Source organism: uncultured Shewanella sp. (assembly GCF_947495455.1).
Lineage (GTDB): Bacteria > Pseudomonadota > Gammaproteobacteria > Enterobacterales > Shewanellaceae > Shewanella.
In genome coordinates, this window is record NZ_CANLZC010000040.1 from 17,116 (window position 1) to 37,793 (window position 20,678).

12 protein-coding genes are annotated in these 20,678 nt (G+C 42.3%); all 12 read left to right on the forward strand.

What is annotated here, in order from left to right:
- Positions 1-31 precede the first annotated feature (31 nt).
- The 12 genes from Q0791_RS12005 to Q0791_RS12060 all read left to right on the forward strand — a co-directional run bounded on the left by Q0791_RS12005 (position 32) and on the right by Q0791_RS12060 (position 20,468).
- The gene (locus tag Q0791_RS12005) at positions 32-5,380 is read left to right on the forward strand and encodes a hypothetical protein (RefSeq protein ID WP_299006513.1); all 5,349 of its coding nucleotides are present in this window, start codon (positions 32-34) and stop codon (positions 5,378-5,380) included.
- A gap of 474 nt (positions 5,381-5,854) precedes the next feature.
- A complete protein-coding gene (locus Q0791_RS12010; protein WP_299006516.1) occupies positions 5,855-7,114 on the forward strand; it encodes a SpoIIE family protein phosphatase in 1,260 nt (419 codons plus the stop codon).
- Complete coding sequence (locus Q0791_RS12015; RefSeq protein WP_299006521.1) at positions 7,066-7,395, forward strand: STAS domain-containing protein; 330 nt, start codon at positions 7,066-7,068, stop codon at positions 7,393-7,395. The genes Q0791_RS12010 and Q0791_RS12015 overlap by 49 nt, the downstream gene beginning before the upstream one ends.
- Positions 7,396-7,406: 11 nt before the next feature.
- Positions 7,407-8,597 carry an NDP-sugar synthase gene (locus Q0791_RS12020; protein ID WP_299006524.1) on the forward strand — a complete coding sequence of 397 codons (1,191 nt, stop codon included), beginning with the start codon at positions 7,407-7,409 and terminating at the stop codon, positions 8,595-8,597.
- Between the two features lie 29 nt (positions 8,598-8,626).
- Complete coding sequence (locus tag Q0791_RS12025) at positions 8,627-9,097, forward strand: ATP-binding protein (protein WP_299006526.1); 471 nt, start codon at positions 8,627-8,629, stop codon at positions 9,095-9,097.
- Positions 9,094-11,298 carry a glycoside hydrolase family 2 protein gene (locus tag Q0791_RS12030; protein ID WP_299006528.1) on the forward strand — a complete coding sequence of 735 codons (2,205 nt, stop codon included), beginning with the start codon at positions 9,094-9,096 and terminating at the stop codon, positions 11,296-11,298. Before Q0791_RS12025 ends, Q0791_RS12030 begins: the two co-directional genes overlap by 4 nt.
- Positions 11,295-13,013, forward strand: a complete 1,719-nt coding sequence (locus Q0791_RS12035; protein ID WP_299006530.1) for a glycoside hydrolase family 9 protein — start codon at positions 11,295-11,297, stop codon at positions 13,011-13,013. Before Q0791_RS12030 ends, Q0791_RS12035 begins: the two co-directional genes overlap by 4 nt.
- Before the next feature lie 11 nt (positions 13,014-13,024).
- Positions 13,025-14,863: a glycosyltransferase gene (locus tag Q0791_RS12040; protein ID WP_299006532.1), complete on the forward strand. Its 1,839-nt coding sequence runs from the start codon at positions 13,025-13,027 to the stop codon at positions 14,861-14,863.
- Positions 14,850-16,178 (forward strand): DUF3131 domain-containing protein, encoded by a 1,329-nt coding sequence (locus Q0791_RS12045; RefSeq protein ID WP_299006535.1) that lies wholly within the window; start codon positions 14,850-14,852, stop codon positions 16,176-16,178. Before Q0791_RS12040 ends, Q0791_RS12045 begins: the two co-directional genes overlap by 14 nt.
- A 14-nt stretch (positions 16,179-16,192) precedes the next feature.
- Positions 16,193-17,623, forward strand: coding sequence for a DUF3131 domain-containing protein (locus Q0791_RS12050; RefSeq protein ID WP_299006538.1), 1,431 nt, complete (start codon positions 16,193-16,195; stop codon positions 17,621-17,623).
- A 71-nt stretch (positions 17,624-17,694) separates the two neighbouring features.
- Positions 17,695-19,041 (forward strand): DUF3131 domain-containing protein, encoded by a 1,347-nt coding sequence (locus Q0791_RS12055; RefSeq protein WP_299006540.1) that lies wholly within the window; start codon positions 17,695-17,697, stop codon positions 19,039-19,041.
- Positions 19,038-20,468: a hypothetical protein gene (locus tag Q0791_RS12060; protein ID WP_299006542.1), complete on the forward strand. Its 1,431-nt coding sequence runs from the start codon at positions 19,038-19,040 to the stop codon at positions 20,466-20,468. Before Q0791_RS12055 ends, Q0791_RS12060 begins: the two co-directional genes overlap by 4 nt.
- Positions 20,469-20,678: the final 210 nt, after the last annotated feature.

The following is a 20,678-nucleotide window of genomic DNA, read 5'->3' on the forward strand; positions in this document are numbered from 1 at the left end:
GAGTCATCATTTAGGTTAAAAGGAGCTTACCATGGAAAAAACAGATAAAGATGATGTGTTGATTGGCACTCATATTGATGATGATATCGATGGTGGTAGTGGTAATGATGTGATCGATGGTAAAGCCGGTGATGATTATCTTATTGGTGGTAAAGGCAACGATAGTATATCCGGCCAAGAAGGCAAAGATTTCATTCTAGGCGATCAAATGTTGGCCGATCCCAGTACCCCTGTAACACCTGTTGTAGAAACAAAAGAGACAACTGCATGGGGAGTAGAACAAAGTGTCTATGACAGTGATTTAGCAATCGAAAACGGTTTAAGTCAAGTTTCGGCTAACGAGGTTGCGACTCAAAATATTGCTGTTGATCAATTTGTGAATAACGATGGAGGACACTTTTCACTTAACCTTCACTTACCAGAGGGGAGTCCTGCACTGACGAGTAATAATGCCTTGTCAGTGAATATTATGGGAGAAGATTTAACGGGGCAAATGGTCATTGTGGCAACGGCTTTGCTCAATGATCAAGGCGATGGCGTAATGCAGCTTGATTTTGAACTCTCTCCCGAGCAAATCAATCTAAATGAAGATATTCAAATTCAGTTACAAACTTCTGAGCCGGATCTTGTTATTGATATTGATCGTGTTGAGTTGGTGACTCATAACATGTATGACGATGTCATAGAAGGGGGAGAAGGTGACGACGTTATTATGGGGCAGCAAGGGGAAGATACTCTCAGTGGTGGCTTGGGGGATGATCAATTAGAAGGGGGAATTAATAATGATCACCTTTATGGTAACGAAGGTGACGACTTATTAATGGGAGGGCAAGGTGACGATGTTCTCAGTGGGGGAGTAGGAGCAGATGTACTTATGGGAGGAGATGATGCCGATCTCCTGCAAGGAGGAGCAGGCGATGATGTCATCATGGGTGAGCTTGGTGATGATACCTTATTTGGCGGGGAAGGTAACGATCAACTCATAGGAGATGATGGAGATGATAAGTTATCAGGAGATGCGGGTCATGATCAGTTATATGGCGGCCAAGGAGATGATTTACTTGAAGGTGGCACAGGAGATGACTTTTTACAAGGGGATGAAGGTGACGATGTATTAATGGGAGGAGAAGGTGAAGATGTACTGGTGGCTGGCACTGGGATGGATCATTTATCCGGTGGCAGTGGTTCAGATACCCTTTTAGCCGGTGAAGGGGATGATCTTCTTTTAGGCGAAGAGGGAAATGATACCTTATTTGGGGAAGAAGGGAACGATCACTTAGAAGGAGGCTTAGGAAATGATGAGCTTCATGCTGGCAGTGGGGATGATGTGCTTTTGGGAGGTGAGGGAGATGATGTGTTATACGGCCTCTCTGGCAGTAATTTATTAGATGCAGGTGATGGGCAAGATACTGTCTTTGGGGGTAAAGATAAGGATCATATTATTGCAGGCTCAGGTGATGATTTAGTTTATGCCGAAGCGGGTGATGATACTGTATTTGGAGGGGAAGGACGCGATCAACTTTATGGTGGAGAAGGTGACAACACCATTGATGCGGGCTCAGGTGATGATGCACTTTATGCGGGCTCAGGCGATGATCATTTAATGGCGGGTGAGGGAGACGATCATATTTATTCCGGAGCTGGGGACAACATCATTGATGCGGGCTCAGGCGATGATACTGTTTATGCTGGCAATGAGAGAGATATGATTACTGCTGGCATGGGAGATGATGTGGTTTATGCCGAAGGTGGGCAAGACAATATCGATGGGGGCAGTGGAGATGATTTGATTTATGCAGGCGCACAAGACGACATTGTCGAGGGGGGAAGTGGTGATGATACCCTTTTTGGTGATGATGGTGATGATGTGATATCGGGGGGAGTGGGGCAAGATATTTTATTTGGAGGGGCAGGAGACGATACGTTAACAGGTGGACTGGGTGACGATGAGATCAGAGCCGGAGAAGGGAATGATGAATTATATTCTGGCAGTGGGAATAACCTACTCGATGGTGGCAGCGGTGATGATGTACTAATGGCCCAAGAGGGAGATGACGTGCTATTAGGTGGGGGGGGCAATGATGAGATTTTTGCTGCCGGCGGCAGCGATACCATAGATGCGGGAGCGGGAGATGATATTGTCGAAACGGGCTTGGGAGATGATGTGGCCTTTGCGGGAGGTGGGAATGATATTGTTAAAGGAGAGATGGGGAATGATCAATTGTTTGGCGGCGGTGGTGATGATGTACTGTTGGGCGGGGAAGGTAACGACAGTCTTTATGGGGGAGATAATGAAGACCACTTAGTCTCTGGTATAGGGGATGATTTACTCGACGGTGGCAGTGGCAATGATGTACTGGAAGGAGAAGAAGGAGCGGATAGGTTAATTGGCGGAAGTGGTGCTGATTTACTCTATGGTGGGAAGGATGACGATCTTCTATCTGGTGATGGCGGTAATGATAGTTTGTTTGGTGAAGAAGGTGACGATAGTCTTTATGCAGGAGCGGGTGACGATATTTTATTAGGAGGTCAAGGGAATGATTTACTCTATGGTGGAGAGGGGAATGATGAATTAATAGGGGGTGAAGGTTATGACGAATTATATGGTGAAGGTGGAAATGACACCTTACGGGCAGAGGACGAATTAGGGCTACTGTCTGGTGGAGAAGGACACGATACGTTAATCGGTGGAAGTGCGAATGATGTGCTTTATGGTGATGGAGGAAATGACACTATTACCGCAGCAGAAGGAGATAACTTAGTGTCTGGAGGCCGCGGTGACGATGTGATTTCTGCTGGCAGTGGTCAAGATATTATTTTTGCGGGCAGTGGTGATGATGAAATCGTGTCTGGTAGCGGTGACGATCGTGTCTTTGGTGAGGCTGGCGATAACACTATCTCCACAGGGCAAGGCAGTGATGAGATTTATGGTGGTATTGGATCAGACACAGTTTATGCCGGAGAGGATGCCGATATAGTGTATGGCGGTGAAGGCAATGATCACCTTTTTGGACAAGTTGGAGATGACTTTCTTGATGGGGGATTGGGTAAAGATACCATTAGTGGTGGAGAAGGTGATGATACCGCCTTTGGCGCTGGTGGAGATGATGTTATAGCGGGAAATGAAGGGAAAGATAGCCTCTTTGGTGGCGAAGGGGCTGATACCGTTTCGGGTGGAGAAGGGGATGATCGACTCTTTGGAGAGTCAGGGAATGACACGCTAGTGGGAGGAATGGGGCAAGATGAGCTATATGGCGGTGAGGGAGATGATAAGCTGCAAGGCAATGAAGGTGATGATTTGTTATACAGTGGTAGCGGCCATGATGAAGTGCTAGCGGGTGAGGGGGCCGATATTGTTGATGCTGGCACGGGTGATGATCGCGTGAAAGGTGAAGCGGGTGATGATGTGATCTTTGGTGGTGAGGGCCAGGATGAACTATCAGGCGGGCAAGGTAGTGATAAATTATTTGCAGGTGACGGTAATGATACCTTAGATGGCGGAGAAGGTAATGATGAATTACATGCACAAAGTGGTGACAACCTTTTAAAAGGGGGGGCTGGAGACGATACGCTTTATGCAGGAGTGGGTGATGATACCTTGGAGGGAGGGGAAGGAGAAGATCGCTTAGAAGCTTTAATTGGTGATAACCAATTATTCGGTGGCGCGGGTGATGATAGCTTAGTGGCAGGGGCTGGCAATGATGTGCTTTTCGGTGATGAAGGCGATGATGTACTTGATGCAGGCGATGGCGATAACCAATTATCAGGGGGTAGCGGTGATGATAGCTTAGTGGCTGGGGCTGGCAATGATGTGCTTTTTGGTGATGAAGGCGATGATGTCCTTAATGCAGGCGATGGCGATAATCAATTATCCGGCGGGAGTGGTCATGATACTTTAATGGCAGGTGCTGGCAATGATGCGCTTTTTGGTGATGAAGGCGATGATGTCCTTAATGCAGGTGATGGCGATAACCAGTTATCTGGCGGGAGTGGCCATGATACTTTAATGGCTGGGGCTGGCAATGATGTGCTCTCGGGGGATGATGGTGACGATGTACTCGATGCAGGTGGCGGTAATAATCAGTTATCAGGCGGCGCGGGTGATGATAGCTTAGTGGCAGGTTTGGGCAATGATGCGCTATCGGGTGATGAAGGCGACGATGTCCTTAATGCAGGCGATGGCGATAATCAGTTATCGGGCGGCGATGGAAATGATAGCTTAGTGGCAGGTGCTGGCAATGATGTGCTTTTTGGTGATGAAGGCGATGATGTACTCGATGCAGGCGATGGGGATAATCAGTTATCCGGCGGCGATGGTAATGATAGTTTAGTTGCAGGGGCTGGCAATGATGTGCTATCGGGTGATGAAGGCGACGATGTTCTTAATGCAGGCGATGGCGATAACCAATTATCTGGCGGCCTTGGTGATGATAGTCTCACATCAGGTAGAGGCAGTGATTTTTTAGAAGGTGGCTTAGGTGATGATAGGTTAAATGCAGGGGGGGGAAGTGACTTATTATTTGGAGGAGAAGGACAAGATACTCTAAAAGGAGGAAGTGGTAATGATCAATTATTTGGGGAAGCGGGTCATGATCAATTATCAGGGGATGGAGGGAGCGATGAACTTTATGGCGGTGAAGGTGATGATAAGCTACTAGGAGGAGGAGGAAGCGATCAGTTATTTGGGAATGAAGGCCGTGATAACTTGCAAGGTCAATCAGGTAATGACTCGTTATTTGCAGGTGAGGGGGCTGATGTATTAGATGGGGGAAGTGGTAACGATGAACTTTACGGCGGAGCGGGTGATGACCTTTTAGTTGGTGGTTCTGGGGTTGATACTCTTTTCGGTGGTGATGGTGATGATATCCTCATGTTTGATCGCAGTGATTTTGGTGAAAATGCAATGGGAGAAATGGATAGCTCAACTTTTCGTTATGATGGCGGGAGTGGATTTGATGTTGTCCAAGTCTCTGATCTTGATGATAAGGTGATTGATATGAGAGGAGGGGCCATTCAAAATGTGGAAGCCTTTATTGTTGATGATGATGTTGATGACGTTCAACTTATGTTGTCATTGGATAAAATTTATCAAGAAGGGACAAATACACATTTACAAAATGAAGGAGAAGTCACGACAGAAAGTAATTTTCTGGTCGTCGGAAGTGGTCATTTAAATGTGTCTGGTGATCATTGGAGTCAGTCTGAGTCTATGTTACCCAGTCAAGCGTTAGATCAAGATTTAAAAGAGCGATATGAGTCTGAAGGTGTGGATATCGATCAGCTTCAAGGTTTTGTTTTCTCTAGTGAAGAAGGTGATGTTGTCATATGGAGTGATTTAGATGCAGGCAATATTGCGTTCAATGATGATCAACTAAGTTAGTTTAAAGAAAAGGCAATAAGCATTTTTGTCTTTTTAAAAGAGTGCGTCTTGAGTTAGGCACTTTTACGCACTCTGAAAACAAGCATCTTGAAATCTCACGGGTATCACATGCATCATTTTTAGCATTTTTAAGCTCTCTAATTCTTTTGTTTGAATTTAATGCTAAAGGGTTAGTACTTTAGTTTTTGTTGCAATAATTAAAAACAGTGAAGATGATTGAACTGATTTAATACTAATAGGTTATACCATATTAAGGGTTAATTCAGGAAGGGAAGATTATTGGTTTTAGGAAGCAAACGATTAAAAATAAGGCCGTATTGGAGCATGATGACATTGTCAATGAAGTGATAAAGTCGGCCTAAGCTTGTTGAAATAAGGATTCATTACTAGAATTTTATCAGTAAAAGGATTTATTAGTGTTGATGTTCGTATTTTTTACGTAGTCAACCAAGATAACTTGGACTGACATTTAATATGAAGACTATTTTACTGGTTGAAGATACAAAAGTCTTATTGATGATCATTAAGAAGAAACTCACTTCTCGAGGTTATGATGTCATTACGGCCATGGATGGTAATGAAGCACTCCTTCGTTTGCAAGAATATCCTGATATTCAAATGGTGTTGAGTGATTGGATTATGCCTGAGTGTGATGGCATTGAATTATGTCAGCAAGTAAAATCCTCAAAATACTCACGTTATATCTTTTTTATTTTGTTATCGGCAAGAGATGATCAAGACTCCATCATTGAAGGCATTAATGCTGGGGCTGATGATTTCATTGCGAAAGACACCGATATTGAAGAGCTCGATGCGCGATTAAAAGCAGGCTTTCGTACACTGGCACTACACAATGAACTGGTGTCTAAAAATACAGAACTCGATTCCGCTTATGCCACAATCAAACAAGATTTAGAGGCCGCAGGAGAGTTCATTAAACGCTTATTACCTAGCGATCCTCATTTTGCCAGAGCAGAATTAAATTATGTTTCTATTCCCAGTGCGCAAATTGGCGGCGATATGTTGGGTTGCATGCAACTTGATGAAAATAACATAGGGATTTATTTGTTTGATGTTGCAGGGCATGGAGTCTCTTCTGCACTGATGTCTTTTTCTATACAGCAAAGTATCAATGTGGGTACCGATAACGCTTCTTTGGTGAGGCAAAAAACGGACAAACCCCCTTATTATAAAATTACCTCACCTTGTCAGGTAATACAGCAACTCAATGAATTGTACTTGAGCCAAGAGGGCAGCGATCTTTATTTTACTATGGTGTATGCCATTTTAAATACGCAAACTGGCCTGCTTTCTTATGCTTTTGCGGGCCATCCTCCATTAGTCTGGGTGCAACATAGTCAAGAACAAGCGGTTTTTGTGGAGCAAGACAGTTATGTCGTCGGTGTATTTGATTTTGCAGATTATACCACTCGAACCATAGAGTTAACTGCTGGGGATAAAATTTGGCTCTACTCTGATGGGATCACAGAAGCCGAAAAAGATCGTCGTCAGTTTTCTGAAGCAAGGCTGAAAGAACTCATTTTTGAAATACGAGAGCAACCTACCTCTATGCAAGCCAATACTGTTATTAATGAAGTGAGGCAGTGGCAAGGTAAAGAGCAGTTCGATGATGATGTGAGTGTGTTGGTATTTGAATGGAAAGGTTACCCAGAAGGAGATGAACAATGCAATACGAACTCATTGAAGAAAACAAATACACAGTACTTCAAATAAATGAAGACAGGTTTGATGCCAAATTAGCGCCGGCCTTTCGAAATGAAATCGATTTGGTCAAAGGAAATATTGCGGAACATTTAGTGCTGGATTTAGGTCAAGTGCGCTTCATGGATAGCAGTGGACTGGGGGCAGTAATGGGGGTGTATAAACTCTTACGTAATACGAAAATCAGTATTGTTAATCCACAAAAGTCAGTGCAAGAATTGCTGAAATTAACCCGTATCGATAAGTTAATTTTAAGCCATGCAACGGTGGAAGAGGCAACGTCCGGTCAATAGAGGGTAGGTGGATGAAAGGAATGATCTTGGCAGCAGGTAAGGGCACACGTATTCGGCCTATTTCTCATATGATCCCAAAACCTATGATCCCTATTTTGGGTAAACCTGTTATGGAATCGATGATCCAACTTTTTGCGAAACATGGTATCGATAAAGTGGTGATAAACACGAGTCATTTGGCTGAGAATATCGAAAATTATTTTGGAGATGGGCATCATTTTAATGTGCAACTGTCTTACTCCTATGAAGTAACGGAGCAAGATGGGGAGTATGTCACTCAAGCCATAGGCTCTGCCGGGGGGATGAAGAAAATTCAAGATTTTTCGGGATTCTTTGATACGACTTTTGTGGTGGTGTGCGGCGATGCTTGGATTGATTTGGATTTAAAACAAGCGGTGAAGCATCACAAACAATTTGGTGGAATAGCAACCATTATTACAAAAGAAGTGCCTATGGAGGAAGTGAGTCAATACGGGGTTGTGGTGACCGACAAACATGGCTTAGTTTCTCAATTTCAAGAAAAACCTGAAAAAGAGAAAGCACTATCTAATCAAGTGAATACGGGAATTTATATTTTTGAGCCTGCTATTTTTGATTTTATTCCTTCTCATACTGAGTTTGATATTGGAGGGGATTTATTTCCTTTATTAGTCGAAAAAGCCATTGATTTTTATGCGGTCAATATGGATTTTCAATGGTTAGATGTGGGGAAAGTGAATGATATTTGGTCCGTTACCAGTGATATTTTAAATGGAAAGGTTAAAGGCTATCCTATTCCTGGCACCCAAGTTTTGCCGGGTGTGTGGGTGGGGATTAATACTGTAATAGACATTGAACAGTGTCAGATCACTCCGCCGGTGATTATTAGTAATGGATGTGAGATTGGCAATGGCGCAACGCTAATTGGTCCAGCCGTGATCGGTGCAAATTGTAAAATAGATTCAAACGCCTTAGTGAGCAATACCCTTATTTGTGATTATATACATATTGCAGATGAAGCCTATGTTGTGAATAAAACCATGTTTGGTGATTACTTACTGGGACATGATGGTTATACACAGTTATTAGAGCACAGTGATTATATTCATATTTTGAAAGATAGACGTTTATCTAAATTCGTATCTAAGATAGAGCAGAGTGTGGATGTTTTTACGGAGCTTGCGCCGAAAATTAAGCAATCTAAAGTGCAACCTGTCAAATAAGTACAGCTTGTAAAATAAAAGGATGTCATATGTCGGTATTAAAGGGATTTAATCGAAGTTACCTCAGCTGTTTAGAGACTTCACGAGAAGTCTCTGCCGATATTACTCCTTTTTGGCATGAATTGAATCTAGCTGAAGAGCTTATTTGTCAAATGGAATTATGTTTAGTTGAAATTGTCAATAATGTGTTTGAACATTCCTATCAAAGTGTCGAAGGCGATAAGGTAGAAATCGAGTCTTATTGTGAGGACGGTGGCCTTACTTTAGTGGTTAAAATCTCTGATTATGGCATAGCCATGCCGGCAGATTTATTAGCCAATAAATTAAAGGAAGACTTTGTTGTTCCCGATCCTGATGATCCTGAAACTTGGACGGTAAGTAATAGAGGCTTGAGGATTGTTCAGGAGTTGACGGATAAAACGGAGTATATGACAGAAACGGGCCGCAATACGCTAACCTTATTTCGCTCTACACAAGAGTTAAGTGAGTTAAGCGGATGAAAGGGGGGATCATTGCGGTTGCACTTTTCTTGTCTTTAGGTTGCTGCTTGCCGCCTACTTGGCAAACCAATGAGCAATCTTTAAATGGTTTATGGTTATTTGAATATTTATCGTCTCCTAATTCATCTTTTATCAGCACGCAAATATCGGTACCCAGTAATTGGTCGAGTGAAGGTATCGAGCATCATGGTGTAGCGTTTTATCATCGTGAATTATTTTTAAAAACAATCAACCAACACGAGCGTTTATGGTTAGTGTTTGATGCTATCGATTACAGTGCCGATTTGAGTGTTAATGGAAAATTACTTTCTCAGCATCAAGGGTATTTTTCTCCTTTTAAAACGGAGATCACTCAAGCAGTGAATCAAGGTGCGAATCAAATTAATGTCAAAGTGACCAGCCCAATAGAAACCAGTGGTGAGGATTGGTCATTAAATAAAACGCTGATTAAAGGCGTATTGAGTCATCATGATACACGTCCAGGTAGTGCATGGTCTGATTCTGGACAAGATAGAAATTCAGGAGGCATATGGGGTGACGTTAATTTAGTGAAAACAGGCCCTGTAGCAATATCCAGTCTTAAGGTGATGCCAAGTATCATTGATTTAAAAAATGGCCGTACCAGCGGCCTAGCAACACTTGAGCTTGACAGTTATTTTCGAGGGCAAGTCAAAGTTGATTTTCATATGATGAACATGGCTGATAATACTCTGGATAGTCAACACAGTTTTTTGGTGAATGTGATACAAGATAAACAATTAATACATTGGACCATGCCTGAGAAACCCCGTGAATTATGGTGGCCATGGGATTGGGGGGAGCCATCACTGTATTCAGTCAAAGCCAGTGTGGCGATTGTTGATGAATTATTTGAATTTAACAAAGTGTCTGATATGAAAACCGTAGAGATAGGGTTTAGGCAATTTGAATTTGATGAAGACAATGCCACCTTTTACGTGAATGGAGAAGCTTATTTTATTCGCGGAACAAATTACATTGCCAGTCAGTGGCTAGGTGACATGACACTGGCCGATTATGAAAATGACATTTTGTTGATGCAAGATGCCAATATTAATAGTGTGAGAGTGCATGCTCACGTGGCAGGTAAGGATTTTTATCAATTAGCGGATCGTCATGGATTAATTGTATGGCAAGATTTTCCATTGCAATGGGGCTATGTCGATGATCCCAATTTTACTAAGGAGGCGGTCAGGCAAACACAAGTGATGACCCATACCTTATATAATCATGCCTCAATTGCATTCTGGTGTGGCCATAATGAACCCCCTTGGGACGCCGATTGGATGAAGCACCTCTATAAAAGTTATCAACCTCATCATAATCAGGCATTAACGGAAGCTGTTTACCAGCAGCTATTAAAAACACAAGATGAGCGCGTGGTCAGAAAAGCCTCCTTTACTCGAGAGCATCCTTGGTTTGGTTGGTATTGGGGACGTTATCAGCTTTATCGAACCAAACCCCTTGCCCCTATTGTCAGTGAATTTGGCGCTCAGGCATTACCCAGTGAACGTTTGATGCGAAAAATATTGTTCCAATCGGCGCAAGGCGCGCAGAACTTGGCTGCTCCTGCTATTGCTTGGCCGTTAACATTTGAGAATATTGAATTACTTAAATATCATAATTATCAACCTGAACAAACGTTAAATATTGCCAAAGTTGAGACGGGAAAGAGTTTAAAAGAATTTGTTCAAAACTCTCAAGACTATCAAGCGCATTCAATTAAATATACCAGTGAAAGCTTGCGATTACGTAGAGAAAAAGACATTGCGGCAATTTATCAATTTATGTTTGTTGACAGTTGGCCATCTATTACTTGGTCGGTATTAGATTATCAGCGTCGTCCTAAAAAAGGATTTGATACACTCAAACAAGCCTATCAAATTTTGCTTCCTATTGTTGAAGCATTGCCAAATATGCAGCAGAAATTACTTGCTGTGGCACTGGTTAATGATAGTCGTATTCACTATCAAAATGCGTCTTTATGGGTGGTTGACGAAACCAATGAAAGTGTTCTTATTCAAGTGGATGTTGATATTAAAGCCAATGGGGTAACCCGTATTCAGTTACCCATTTCTCGCCTTAAAATAGCGGATTTTTCCCTTATTGTTAAAGATCCTTTTGGAAAAGTGCTCTCGATTAATGAATATAATACTCAACAATTGGAGGGAGCATTAATATGAAAATAAAAAGAATAGGGGCACTGAGTATTTTTTATTTTTTATTTTCATTCAATAGTTTGGCAGACAATTCACAGGCAACAAATACCATTGTAGTGAATCAATTAGGTTATCCTCTTTTGGCTCAAAAGCGAGCCTATTGGATGGACGCTCAAGATAATACAGTGAGTTTAATCAATATGGCTACAGGTCTGGTAACGCAATATCCCGTTAACCCAGAGCCTGCCATATTAGGTAAAAACCGCAGGGTATCCAGTATTGATTTTAGTCATTTCACTACGCCTGGTTGGTATCGGCTAAAAGCGGGAAAGCAATTTTCAGCGCCATTTCATATTAATGATGACGTTTATCGCCCCTTACTCTATCGGCTCATTCGCGCTTTGTATTTACAGCGCTCAGGTGTTCCAATTGAAGATAGAGAGACAGGGATGTCGCGGCCACCGAGCCATATTCATGATGGACTCATATTTCGAGCAGATAAATTTAATAAGAAAAATGCTTGGATTGACGTCAATGGCGGTTGGTACGATGCAGGAGACTTTGGAAAATATGTTGCGACTACGACCATTACTGTCGCGCATTTATTGGAAGCCTATCGGCAGGCACCTCAATTATTTGAAACGGCATTTTTCCAACCCGAAGGCTCTCAACAAGCCGGGCTGCCTTATATTTTGCAAGAAGCCAAAGTCGGACTGACTTGGTTAGAGAAAATGCAACGCTCCGATGGCGCAGTGTATCGAAAAGTCTCAGGAAAGCATTGGCCTACTGTGATGTCACCTTGGAATGATACTCAGCTTCGTTATATTTTTGGGATCAGTAGTCCAGATACGGCGAAATTTGCCGCGACCTTAGCTTTTGCCAGTCGTATTTATGCTCCCTTTGAACCTCAAGTGGCTAAACGATATTTACAAGCGGCGTTAAAAGCATGGGCGCTTTTAGCTCGAACACCTAAGCAATTTATCGATTGGAAAAAGGCCGATGATACTGGTTCAGGCCCTTATATCAGTAATGAGCATGACATCGAAAACAGTTTGCTAACGGATATTGACGATAGATTATGGGCATTAGCTGAGCTGTATTTAGCGACAAAAGATCCTCAATTCAAACAGACTTTTTTAAGCCTCTATTCACCGGAACATCTTGACATTTTTGAATGGAAAAACCCTGCTTTAATGGGGATTTGGCATCTCATTATTACTCAACAAACTGATTTTAATTTCTTGAACAAAGATTTACAGGCAAAAGCGGCCTATTACGCCAAGATTGCACAATCACAACCTTTTTCTGTGGCTAACGATCGTTTTATTTGGGGGTCAAATAAAATGGTCGCCGAAATTGGTTTATTACTGGCTTGGTCATCTCAATTAGGGGGGAAAACCCATTCAGCCTTAACTCATGGTCAGTACAGCCAGTCACAAATTGATTATTTATTAGGAGCGAATGCCTTTGATTTATGTTTTGTAACAGGTTTTGGCAGTCGCTCTGTGAAGCATATTCATCATCTCTATCAAAATGCGAGTGGGGTTAATATTCCCGGTTTTTTAGTGGGAGGTCCCAATGAGCATGCTCAAGCAAATATCGCCCCTAAAGGGCTTGGTATGTTGAGCTATGTAGATGATGAAAAGTCATATGCGGTCAATGAGTTTGCCATTGATTATAACGCCAGTTTAATTGGTTTATTAGCAACACATTTTGCGATGCTAAAAGCAGGTCAATAGGGAGAAATGAAATGGATTTTTATTTTGATAAGTTTGAGAATAGAAGGCCGCCAGATCCCGTTAAACACAGTCATTTTAGAGAGTTATTATATCAATATCTGGCTACCTGCAATATTACTTTAGGTATTTGGTATCTTGTTTGGCGTTGGGGCTATGCACTCAATTACGATGCCATGTGGTTTGCCATTCCGCTGGCCTTTGCCGAATCTTGTGCGTTTATCGGTTCGGTATTGTTTGTGTTTAATTTATGGAAAACACAGGATGAACCTAAACAAACTGCGCCGAGAAGTATTGGTGAGTGTGTTAATGATCCCACAGAAGACAGGCCACTTGGTGTGGATGTCATGTTTCCCACTTATGATGAGGAACCTGAGTTAGTCAAACTCAGTATTCAGGATGCATTAAATATCCATTATCCCCATGAAATCGACATTAAAATTTTCATTCTTGATGACGGTAGAAGGCCTGAAATGGCTCAATTGGCCAAGGAAATGGGGGTTGAGTACATCACACGAGAGAATAACGAAGGTTATAAAGCGGGTAATCTTCGTAATGCGCTTGAGCAAACTTACGGTGATTTCATCGTGATCTGTGATGCGGATACACGGCCTTTTCCCACCATTTTAGAACATACCTTGGGCTATTTTCGCGATCCTGATGTGGCTTGGGTACAAACGCCTCAGTGGTTCTTTGATTTACCCGCAGGAGAAAGGTTACCTGCTTGGTTAAAAAGACGTTTAGGCAGACCTTTTTCTTGGTTTGGATGGGTCGTTGAAAAGTTTTATGGGCCAGTGACCATAGGACGGGATCCTTTTGTGAACGATCCTCAGATGTTCTATGACGTTATTCAGCGTCGGCGTAATTGGGTCAATGCGTCTTTTTGTTGTGGTGCGGGCTCTATTCATCGGCGCGAGGCGGTGATGGAAGCGGCGCTTCGCAGTTACAGTCACCAAATTAGCTTAGAGCATGATGCCATTGAAAAACAGATCCGTAAATTAACCAAAGAGAAGCAAGTCGATGAAGAGATCTCTTCTGGTTTAAGACAAGAGATTATTTTAGATACTGAATTTACGCCCTATAAATTTCATGTATCTGAGGATATTTACACGTCAATTATTCTTCATGGTGATACAGAAAGAAATTGGCGTTCGATACAACATCCTGAAGTGGAAAGTAAAATGTTATCACCGCAAGACTTACAAAGTTGGACAGTACAGCGCTTTAAATATTCTGGTGGCTCAATTGATATTTTCATGAATGATAATCCTTTGTTTAAAAAAGGCATGAACTTAAAGCAGAAACTCATGTATGGTGCAAGTTTTTGGGCCAATTTATCTGCGATTTGGAATGTGATTTTTCTCGCTTGTCCCATAGTGTATTTTCTTACCAGTATTGCGCCAGTGAGTGCCTATGATGTGACTTTCTACCTGCATTTTATTCCGTTTGTGCTAACGGCAGAGTTGGCCATGCTGGTGGGAACATGGGGAATATCCGGTTATCAAGGTAAAGCCAATTTCCTCTCATTTTTTCCCGTCAATATGCGAGCGCTGTGGACGGTACTTCGAGGAAAGAAAATCAGTTTTCCCACCACGCCAAAAGATCGGCAACAAGGGGTCTTTTTACATCTAGTGATCCCGCAATTGATCGTCTTCTTTTTAAGCTTATTCAGTATGGCCTTTGCCTGGTATGCCTATTACAGTGGGTTATTCGGTGATTACTCATTGGGTGGATTAATCTTTAATAGTTTTTGGACGTTAAATAATATGATGGCGATGTGGGGCATGATTGCCTCTGCTTTTTGGTCACCTAGTACGAATCAAGGAGAGGAGTTAGATTATGGAGTCGAGTAGTTCTTGGGTCAAAGCACGCCATCACTTTGTGTTTATAGCGGGTTTAGCAACGGCACTGGTACTAGCTTTTGCTATTGAAACCCGCAGTTATAGCCAAGTATTAGGTAACTTAAGTTTTGAAGCAACTGAGCCCATTCCGTTTCGTGAAGCCAGAGTCTTGACTGATGAAGAATACCAATGGGCTAAAATCGCTTGGCAATATTTTGAAAATAACTACCAAGATAACACAGGCTTAGTTAACTCAGTGGATGGCTATCCTTCAACCACTATGTGGGATACGGCTTCGTACCTGATGGCATTGATTTCAGCGCAGAAATTAAACGTGATCACACAAACAGAGTTTAATTTACGCATGGAAAAAGCCTTAGTGACATTAGCTCGCTTGCCTTTAGTGGAAAACCTATTGCCTAACAAAGCGTATAATACGAAAACCTTAGCCATGGTTGATTATACAAACCAAGACGCCCCAGAGGGCATAGGGTGGTCTGCTATTGATGTGGGGCGAATTTTGGTGCCTTTTAATATCTTGATCTGGAAATACCCTAACTTTAATAAACAAGTGAATATGGTATTAGAGCACTGGAAAGTTGAGGCCATGAATGTTGATGGTTATATGTTTGGATCTAGGCCTAAAAAGACGGGAAGTGGATTTGACTTAGTGCAAGAGGGACGCATTGGTTATGAAGAATATGCCGCTAAGGCACTGGCGTTAATGGGAAGAGATGTCTTTAACGCCCTAAGATATGCTGATTTTTTGAAATTGATCACTATCGATGGCATTGAAATACCCACGGATAGCCGGGATCCTGCTAAATACCATGCTCATAACTATGTTGTGAGTGAGTCCTATATTTTAGATGGAATAGAGTTTGGCTATGACAGTATTTCTCGTATTTTTGCGTATCGAGTCTATAAGGCGCAAAAAAATCGCTTTGATCGTCTCGGTATTTTAACCGCTGTCAGTGAAGATAATGTCGATCAACCTCCTTATTTTGTTTATAACACTGTGTTTTCTGATGGTAAAGAATGGAATGCCATCTCTGATACTGGGGCCGATGCGTCTCAATTAAAAACTTTATCAACCAAAGCGGCTTTTGGTTGGTATGCGCTTTATGATACACCTTACACTGCCAAGCTTATTCGAGGTGTTGAGACTTTATTTGACGAAAGTAAAGGCTGGTATTCTGGGCAATATGAACGAGATGGCAAAACCAATACCGCCATTACAGCCAATACTAATGGTATCGTTTTAGAATCTCTCGCTTATATGCAAAGTGGGGCGCTGTTAAACATTGGTGTCGATACGCAGCTTTGAACAGGGAGTGTCATATGCGTGTTTTTTTGACTTGTTTATTCATCATACTGATGGTGGCCTGCGGTAATCGTTATCAGGGGTTTTCCAGTGATGTGGTTGAGCGTGAAAGCCATTGGAAGACACCCTCTCCTCGCTCAGGCCCGTTAACGGAACATGAGTTAGCGATGGCAAATATCGCATGGAAATACTTTGAAAATAATTATCAAGAGTCAACAGGGTTAGTCAATGCGGTGAATAATTACCCTTCGGTGACTTGGTGGGATGCCGCCTCATATTTAGCGGGTATGGTCAGTGTTTATGAGTTCGGTATTATTGATAAAGCGGAATTTAACCGCCGTTTTACGAAATTTGTCGCTACATTAAATACTATCGATTTATTTAAAGGTGAGTTACCCAATAAAGTGTATAACACTCAAACCGCAGCTAAGGTCGATTATGCTAACCAACCCGGTGAAATCGGCTATTCAGCATTGGATTTAGGTCGACTCTTGATTTGGTTATATATCATTAAGCAACGTTTTCCTGAATATGCTACAGCCATAGACTCTGCGGTATTGCGGTGGAATTTTTGTAATGTGGTGGATGAGAATGGCACCATGTTTGGTGCGCTGCTTGAAAAAGGCAAAGAAGTGCAATACTTGCAAGAAGGGCGTCTAGGGTATGAAGAGTACGCCGCAAAAGGGTTTGAATTATGGGGGTTTAATACGGATCAAGCCTTATTGCCAGAGCCTTATGGCACGATCAACCTCTTTGGTTATGATGTGCCTTATGATACTCGAGATCCTCGTAAGTTAAAGGCGCACAGTTATGTTGTGACCGAAAGCTACGTGCTTGACGGTATTGAATTAGGTTGGGATGTGACAGACGATCGAAGCCCACATGATAACCATTATTCTCACGAATGGATGGCAGAGTTTGCGGTACAAATCTATCGTGTTCAAGAAGCGCGTTACCGTGAAACAGGTATTATTACCGCTCGAACTGAGCATCAATTAGCAGGGCCGCCTTATTTTGTGTATGACACCATTTATACTGACGGTTTTGCGTGGAATACCATTTCTGAAGTGGGTGAGTATTTACCTCAGTTTGCTGCTGTGGCGATTAAAGGGGCAATGGGGTTGTGGGTTTTGTGGGATAGCGAATACACGGATTTATTGTTTGATCATGTCAGTCACACTTATGATGAAGATAAAGGTTTTTATGAAGGCATTTTTGAGAACGGTAAGGGCCTTATTGATACCTTTACGTCCAATAATAATGGTATTTTACTAGAAATTTTATTGTATAAGACCCAAGGCAAAATTTTAACTTACCGAGATGATATTGCGCCGAGCTTATGGGATAAGGCGTTGGAAACCCAATTTGGACACGAAGGGCAATGTTTACCTCGTCAAAAGCAGAAAGTTGAAACCATGGCTAACCTCGATTCTATCAGTACTCAATAACTTATTTATATTGAGGAGGGGAGGCATTGAAACGGGTCATTTTTCACATTGTTCTATTGGTAGGATTATACATGCTATCGGCATGTGGCGTTCTATATCAAGGGGTACAGTCGGGGGTCACGGGCTTCAATGAGTCACAGTGGATTCGGCAAGGTCGCTATGGGGCACTCACCGAGCAAGAGTTGCAATGGGCACAAATCGCTTGGACTTATATCGAAAACAATACCCAACTCGCCACAGGACTCGTTAATTCTATCGATAATTATCCTAATATGGATTTATCCTCATTGGCAGATTATTTGTTTGCACTAGAAGCTGGCCGCCAATTTGAACTGATCACTTCCAAAGAGCATGATGAAAGGCTGACGCTTGCCATTAATTTTCTGGTGACAATGCCATTGGTGAGCAAAAGCGTCCCCAATAAGGTTTATTCAACGACGACAGGGCAGATGGTCGATTATGGTAATCAACCTGCTGAAATAGGCTGGTCTGCTATTGATGCGGGACGCTTGTTAATTGCATTGGCCTTTACAAAGCAACGTAATCCTGAATTTACCGAGTATATTGATAAAGCCGTTTTACGCTGGAATTTTTGTGAGTTGGTGTCCAGAAAAGGAGAGTTATATGGTGGAGATATTAATAATGGCCAAGTGACCACTTACAAAGAGGGGCGTTTAGGCATTGAAGAATATGCGTCATATGGTTATATGGATTGGAAAATCATACCCAGTAAATCCCTTGCATTAGAGCCGTATCAGGTGACAACGATCAATGGTATTGATTTGCTTTTCGATGGTCGAGATCCCCGTCATTATGATGTGCTGAGGCCCGTTTTTCCCACACCTTTTTTATGGCTGGGATTGGAGTTCAACTGGGACGAAATTGATGATAATAGCTCATTTGATGCCAATCACAGTAATGCTATTTTAGCTGCCATGGCAGATTCGATCTATCAAGTACAAGAAAGCCGTTGGGATGTTGAAAGAGTGTATACCGCCCGTGGTGAGCATGTTGTCTCAGGCGAGCCTTATTTTGTGTATGACGCCATTTATGCCCTTGGTACACCTTGGATCACGGTCGCAGAAGACGGCAGTAGTCATGATCATTTGGCGTTAGTGTCAACTCGAGTGGCTTTTCAAATGTGGGTGCTTTGGAAAACCCATTATACGGATCGTCTAATGACATTAGTCAGAGAGCTGTATAACCCACAGAGGGGGTGGTATGAAGGACGTTATGAAGCTTCAAGCCGTTATGAAAAGATTATTACATTAAAAACCAATGCTGGAGTGTTGGAGGCATTGCTCTATAAGATCCATGGAAAACTGTATCAAGCGAACAACAATAAAGAATACCGTGATGTTCAATTTGATTCTCGTTTTTATCATCCCGGTAAGTGTTTAGTGGAGACGTTTAGATGAACATGACTAATAGGATGACATTAGCAAAAGCTATGGTGTTAATCTTGCTATTTTGTCTGTCATGGCCCACCGCCGTTCAGGCCGTGATCAAAGAGTTAGATCTTTCACCTTACACTAAAACAAACTACTTATTGTCTAAAGGGCGCTATAAACAAGTGTCTGAGCATTGGGATAAACTCAGCATCATGTTTTTAGCCAACCGTCATGGTCTTGATCAACAAACCATGTGGCAATCAGCAGGACTGGCGGCCGCTTTGGCCAGTATTGCAGCAGATAAAAATAATGACCCTATTGCGTACCAATATTGGGCCGATAGTACGCGATATTTATTAACGGGGGGCACTAATTGGCAACAAGTACAAGCGCATCTGCACCAAAGATTAGAAACTGCCAATACGCAATTGTCAGTCGTACTACAAGTCAATGATGTGACTGGAGGGCTGGACGAGTCCTTGGAGAAAGAACTCTCTGTATTGCAAGCTTGGGATGAGAAATTGAATTTTTTTGCTTTTACGGCGCCTAAACTTGGGTTGAAAAAATACGTTGAGCCGAGTCAAGATGCTCAGCCTGTAACCAATGTGAGGCAAATGAATCGCACTCAATCACATTCCCAAGGGCAAAACAGTGGACAAAAAAAGAAATTGTCAGGGATTGATACTAATTTTTCTCAGACTCAGTCCTTTATTACCGCGCCTACGGTGACAGAAATAGCTGGCAATGAGACAGAGGATGCAGCCAAGTCAGAACAAAGCCAAAAGATGAATGCGGACTCAAGCTTAGATAAAGATCGAAATCCTGATAAAGCGGAATCTATCGAGACCAAAGGTGCAGTGATTAATTCAAGTGATTCGAGTCTCTCTTCTGCTGCTCAAGGGAATGTGCCTGTGAGCACAAGGCCCAGTCCAATGGCTAGGGGCAATTTGTCTATTATTGAAGAGCAGAAATATGAATCGAGGCAGAAGCGACATTCATCGCGACCCGTCCCCTTGGCAGAGGATGTGCCGAATGAAACTAGCGATGGTGCTAAGAACAATGCTAAATCATCTAAATCATCTAAAGATAAGTTATCAATACAAACAGAGGCTAATGAACAGTCAAATACGCCGCTAAACAATAAGCCTGTTAGTGTTAGTGAAAGCAGCAGTGAAAGCATCGATGGTGCTAAGAGCAAGCCTATATCATCTAAAGATAAGGGAGCAATACAAACGGAAGTCAATGGACTGTCAAATACGCCGTTAAATAATAAGCCTGTTAATCTCAGTAAAAGCTCTAGTGATCCTAGTAAAAGCGCTAGTAAAAACTTTAGTGAAGGCCGCTATGACAGCCGAAGTGAAAGCAACGATGGTGCTAAGACCAAGCCTACATCATCTATAGATAAGGGGGCAATACAAAAACGGAAGTCAATGAGCGGTCAAACACGCCGTTAGCGGATCCATTTGCTGGAAAAATGAAGATGAGAGGCACAGTGAATTCACTATTTAACAATCACATGCCTTTAAGTGCTCTGGAAAGCGTGGGAAGGAATATGAGCATAACTTGCAATTTGAGTCGTCATTACTAGCCTTAATATAGGACAGATAGTGTGGGTAAAATGATGGCCTTAATAAGCGTTAAATAGAGTCATCAAATGTCGCCAG

Excerpts from the sequence above, each read along its gene's own strand:
- Q0791_RS12035 (WP_299006530.1), top strand. The coding sequence starts at position 11,295 with ATGAAAATAAAAAGAATAGGGGCACTGAGTATTTTTTATTTTTTATTT.
- Q0791_RS12040 (WP_299006532.1), top strand. The coding sequence starts at position 13,025 with ATGGATTTTTATTTTGATAAGTTTGAGAATAGAAGGCCGCCAGATCCC.
- Q0791_RS12025 (WP_299006526.1), top strand. The coding sequence starts at position 8,627 with ATGTCGGTATTAAAGGGATTTAATCGAAGTTACCTCAGCTGTTTAGAG.
- Q0791_RS12050 (WP_299006538.1), top strand. The coding sequence starts at position 16,193 with ATGCGTGTTTTTTTGACTTGTTTATTCATCATACTGATGGTGGCCTGC.
- Q0791_RS12010 (WP_299006516.1), top strand. The coding sequence starts at position 5,855 with ATGAAGACTATTTTACTGGTTGAAGATACAAAAGTCTTATTGATGATC.
- Q0791_RS12015 (WP_299006521.1), top strand. The coding sequence starts at position 7,066 with ATGCAATACGAACTCATTGAAGAAAACAAATACACAGTACTTCAAATA.
- Q0791_RS12055 (WP_299006540.1), top strand. The coding sequence starts at position 17,695 with ATGCTATCGGCATGTGGCGTTCTATATCAAGGGGTACAGTCGGGGGTC.
- Q0791_RS12060 (WP_299006542.1), top strand. The coding sequence starts at position 19,038 with ATGAACATGACTAATAGGATGACATTAGCAAAAGCTATGGTGTTAATC.
- Q0791_RS12045 (WP_299006535.1), top strand. The coding sequence starts at position 14,850 with ATGGAGTCGAGTAGTTCTTGGGTCAAAGCACGCCATCACTTTGTGTTT.
- Q0791_RS12030 (WP_299006528.1), top strand. The coding sequence starts at position 9,094 with ATGAAAGGGGGGATCATTGCGGTTGCACTTTTCTTGTCTTTAGGTTGC.
- Q0791_RS12020 (WP_299006524.1), top strand. The coding sequence starts at position 7,407 with ATGAAAGGAATGATCTTGGCAGCAGGTAAGGGCACACGTATTCGGCCT.
- Q0791_RS12005 (WP_299006513.1), top strand. The coding sequence starts at position 32 with ATGGAAAAAACAGATAAAGATGATGTGTTGATTGGCACTCATATTGAT.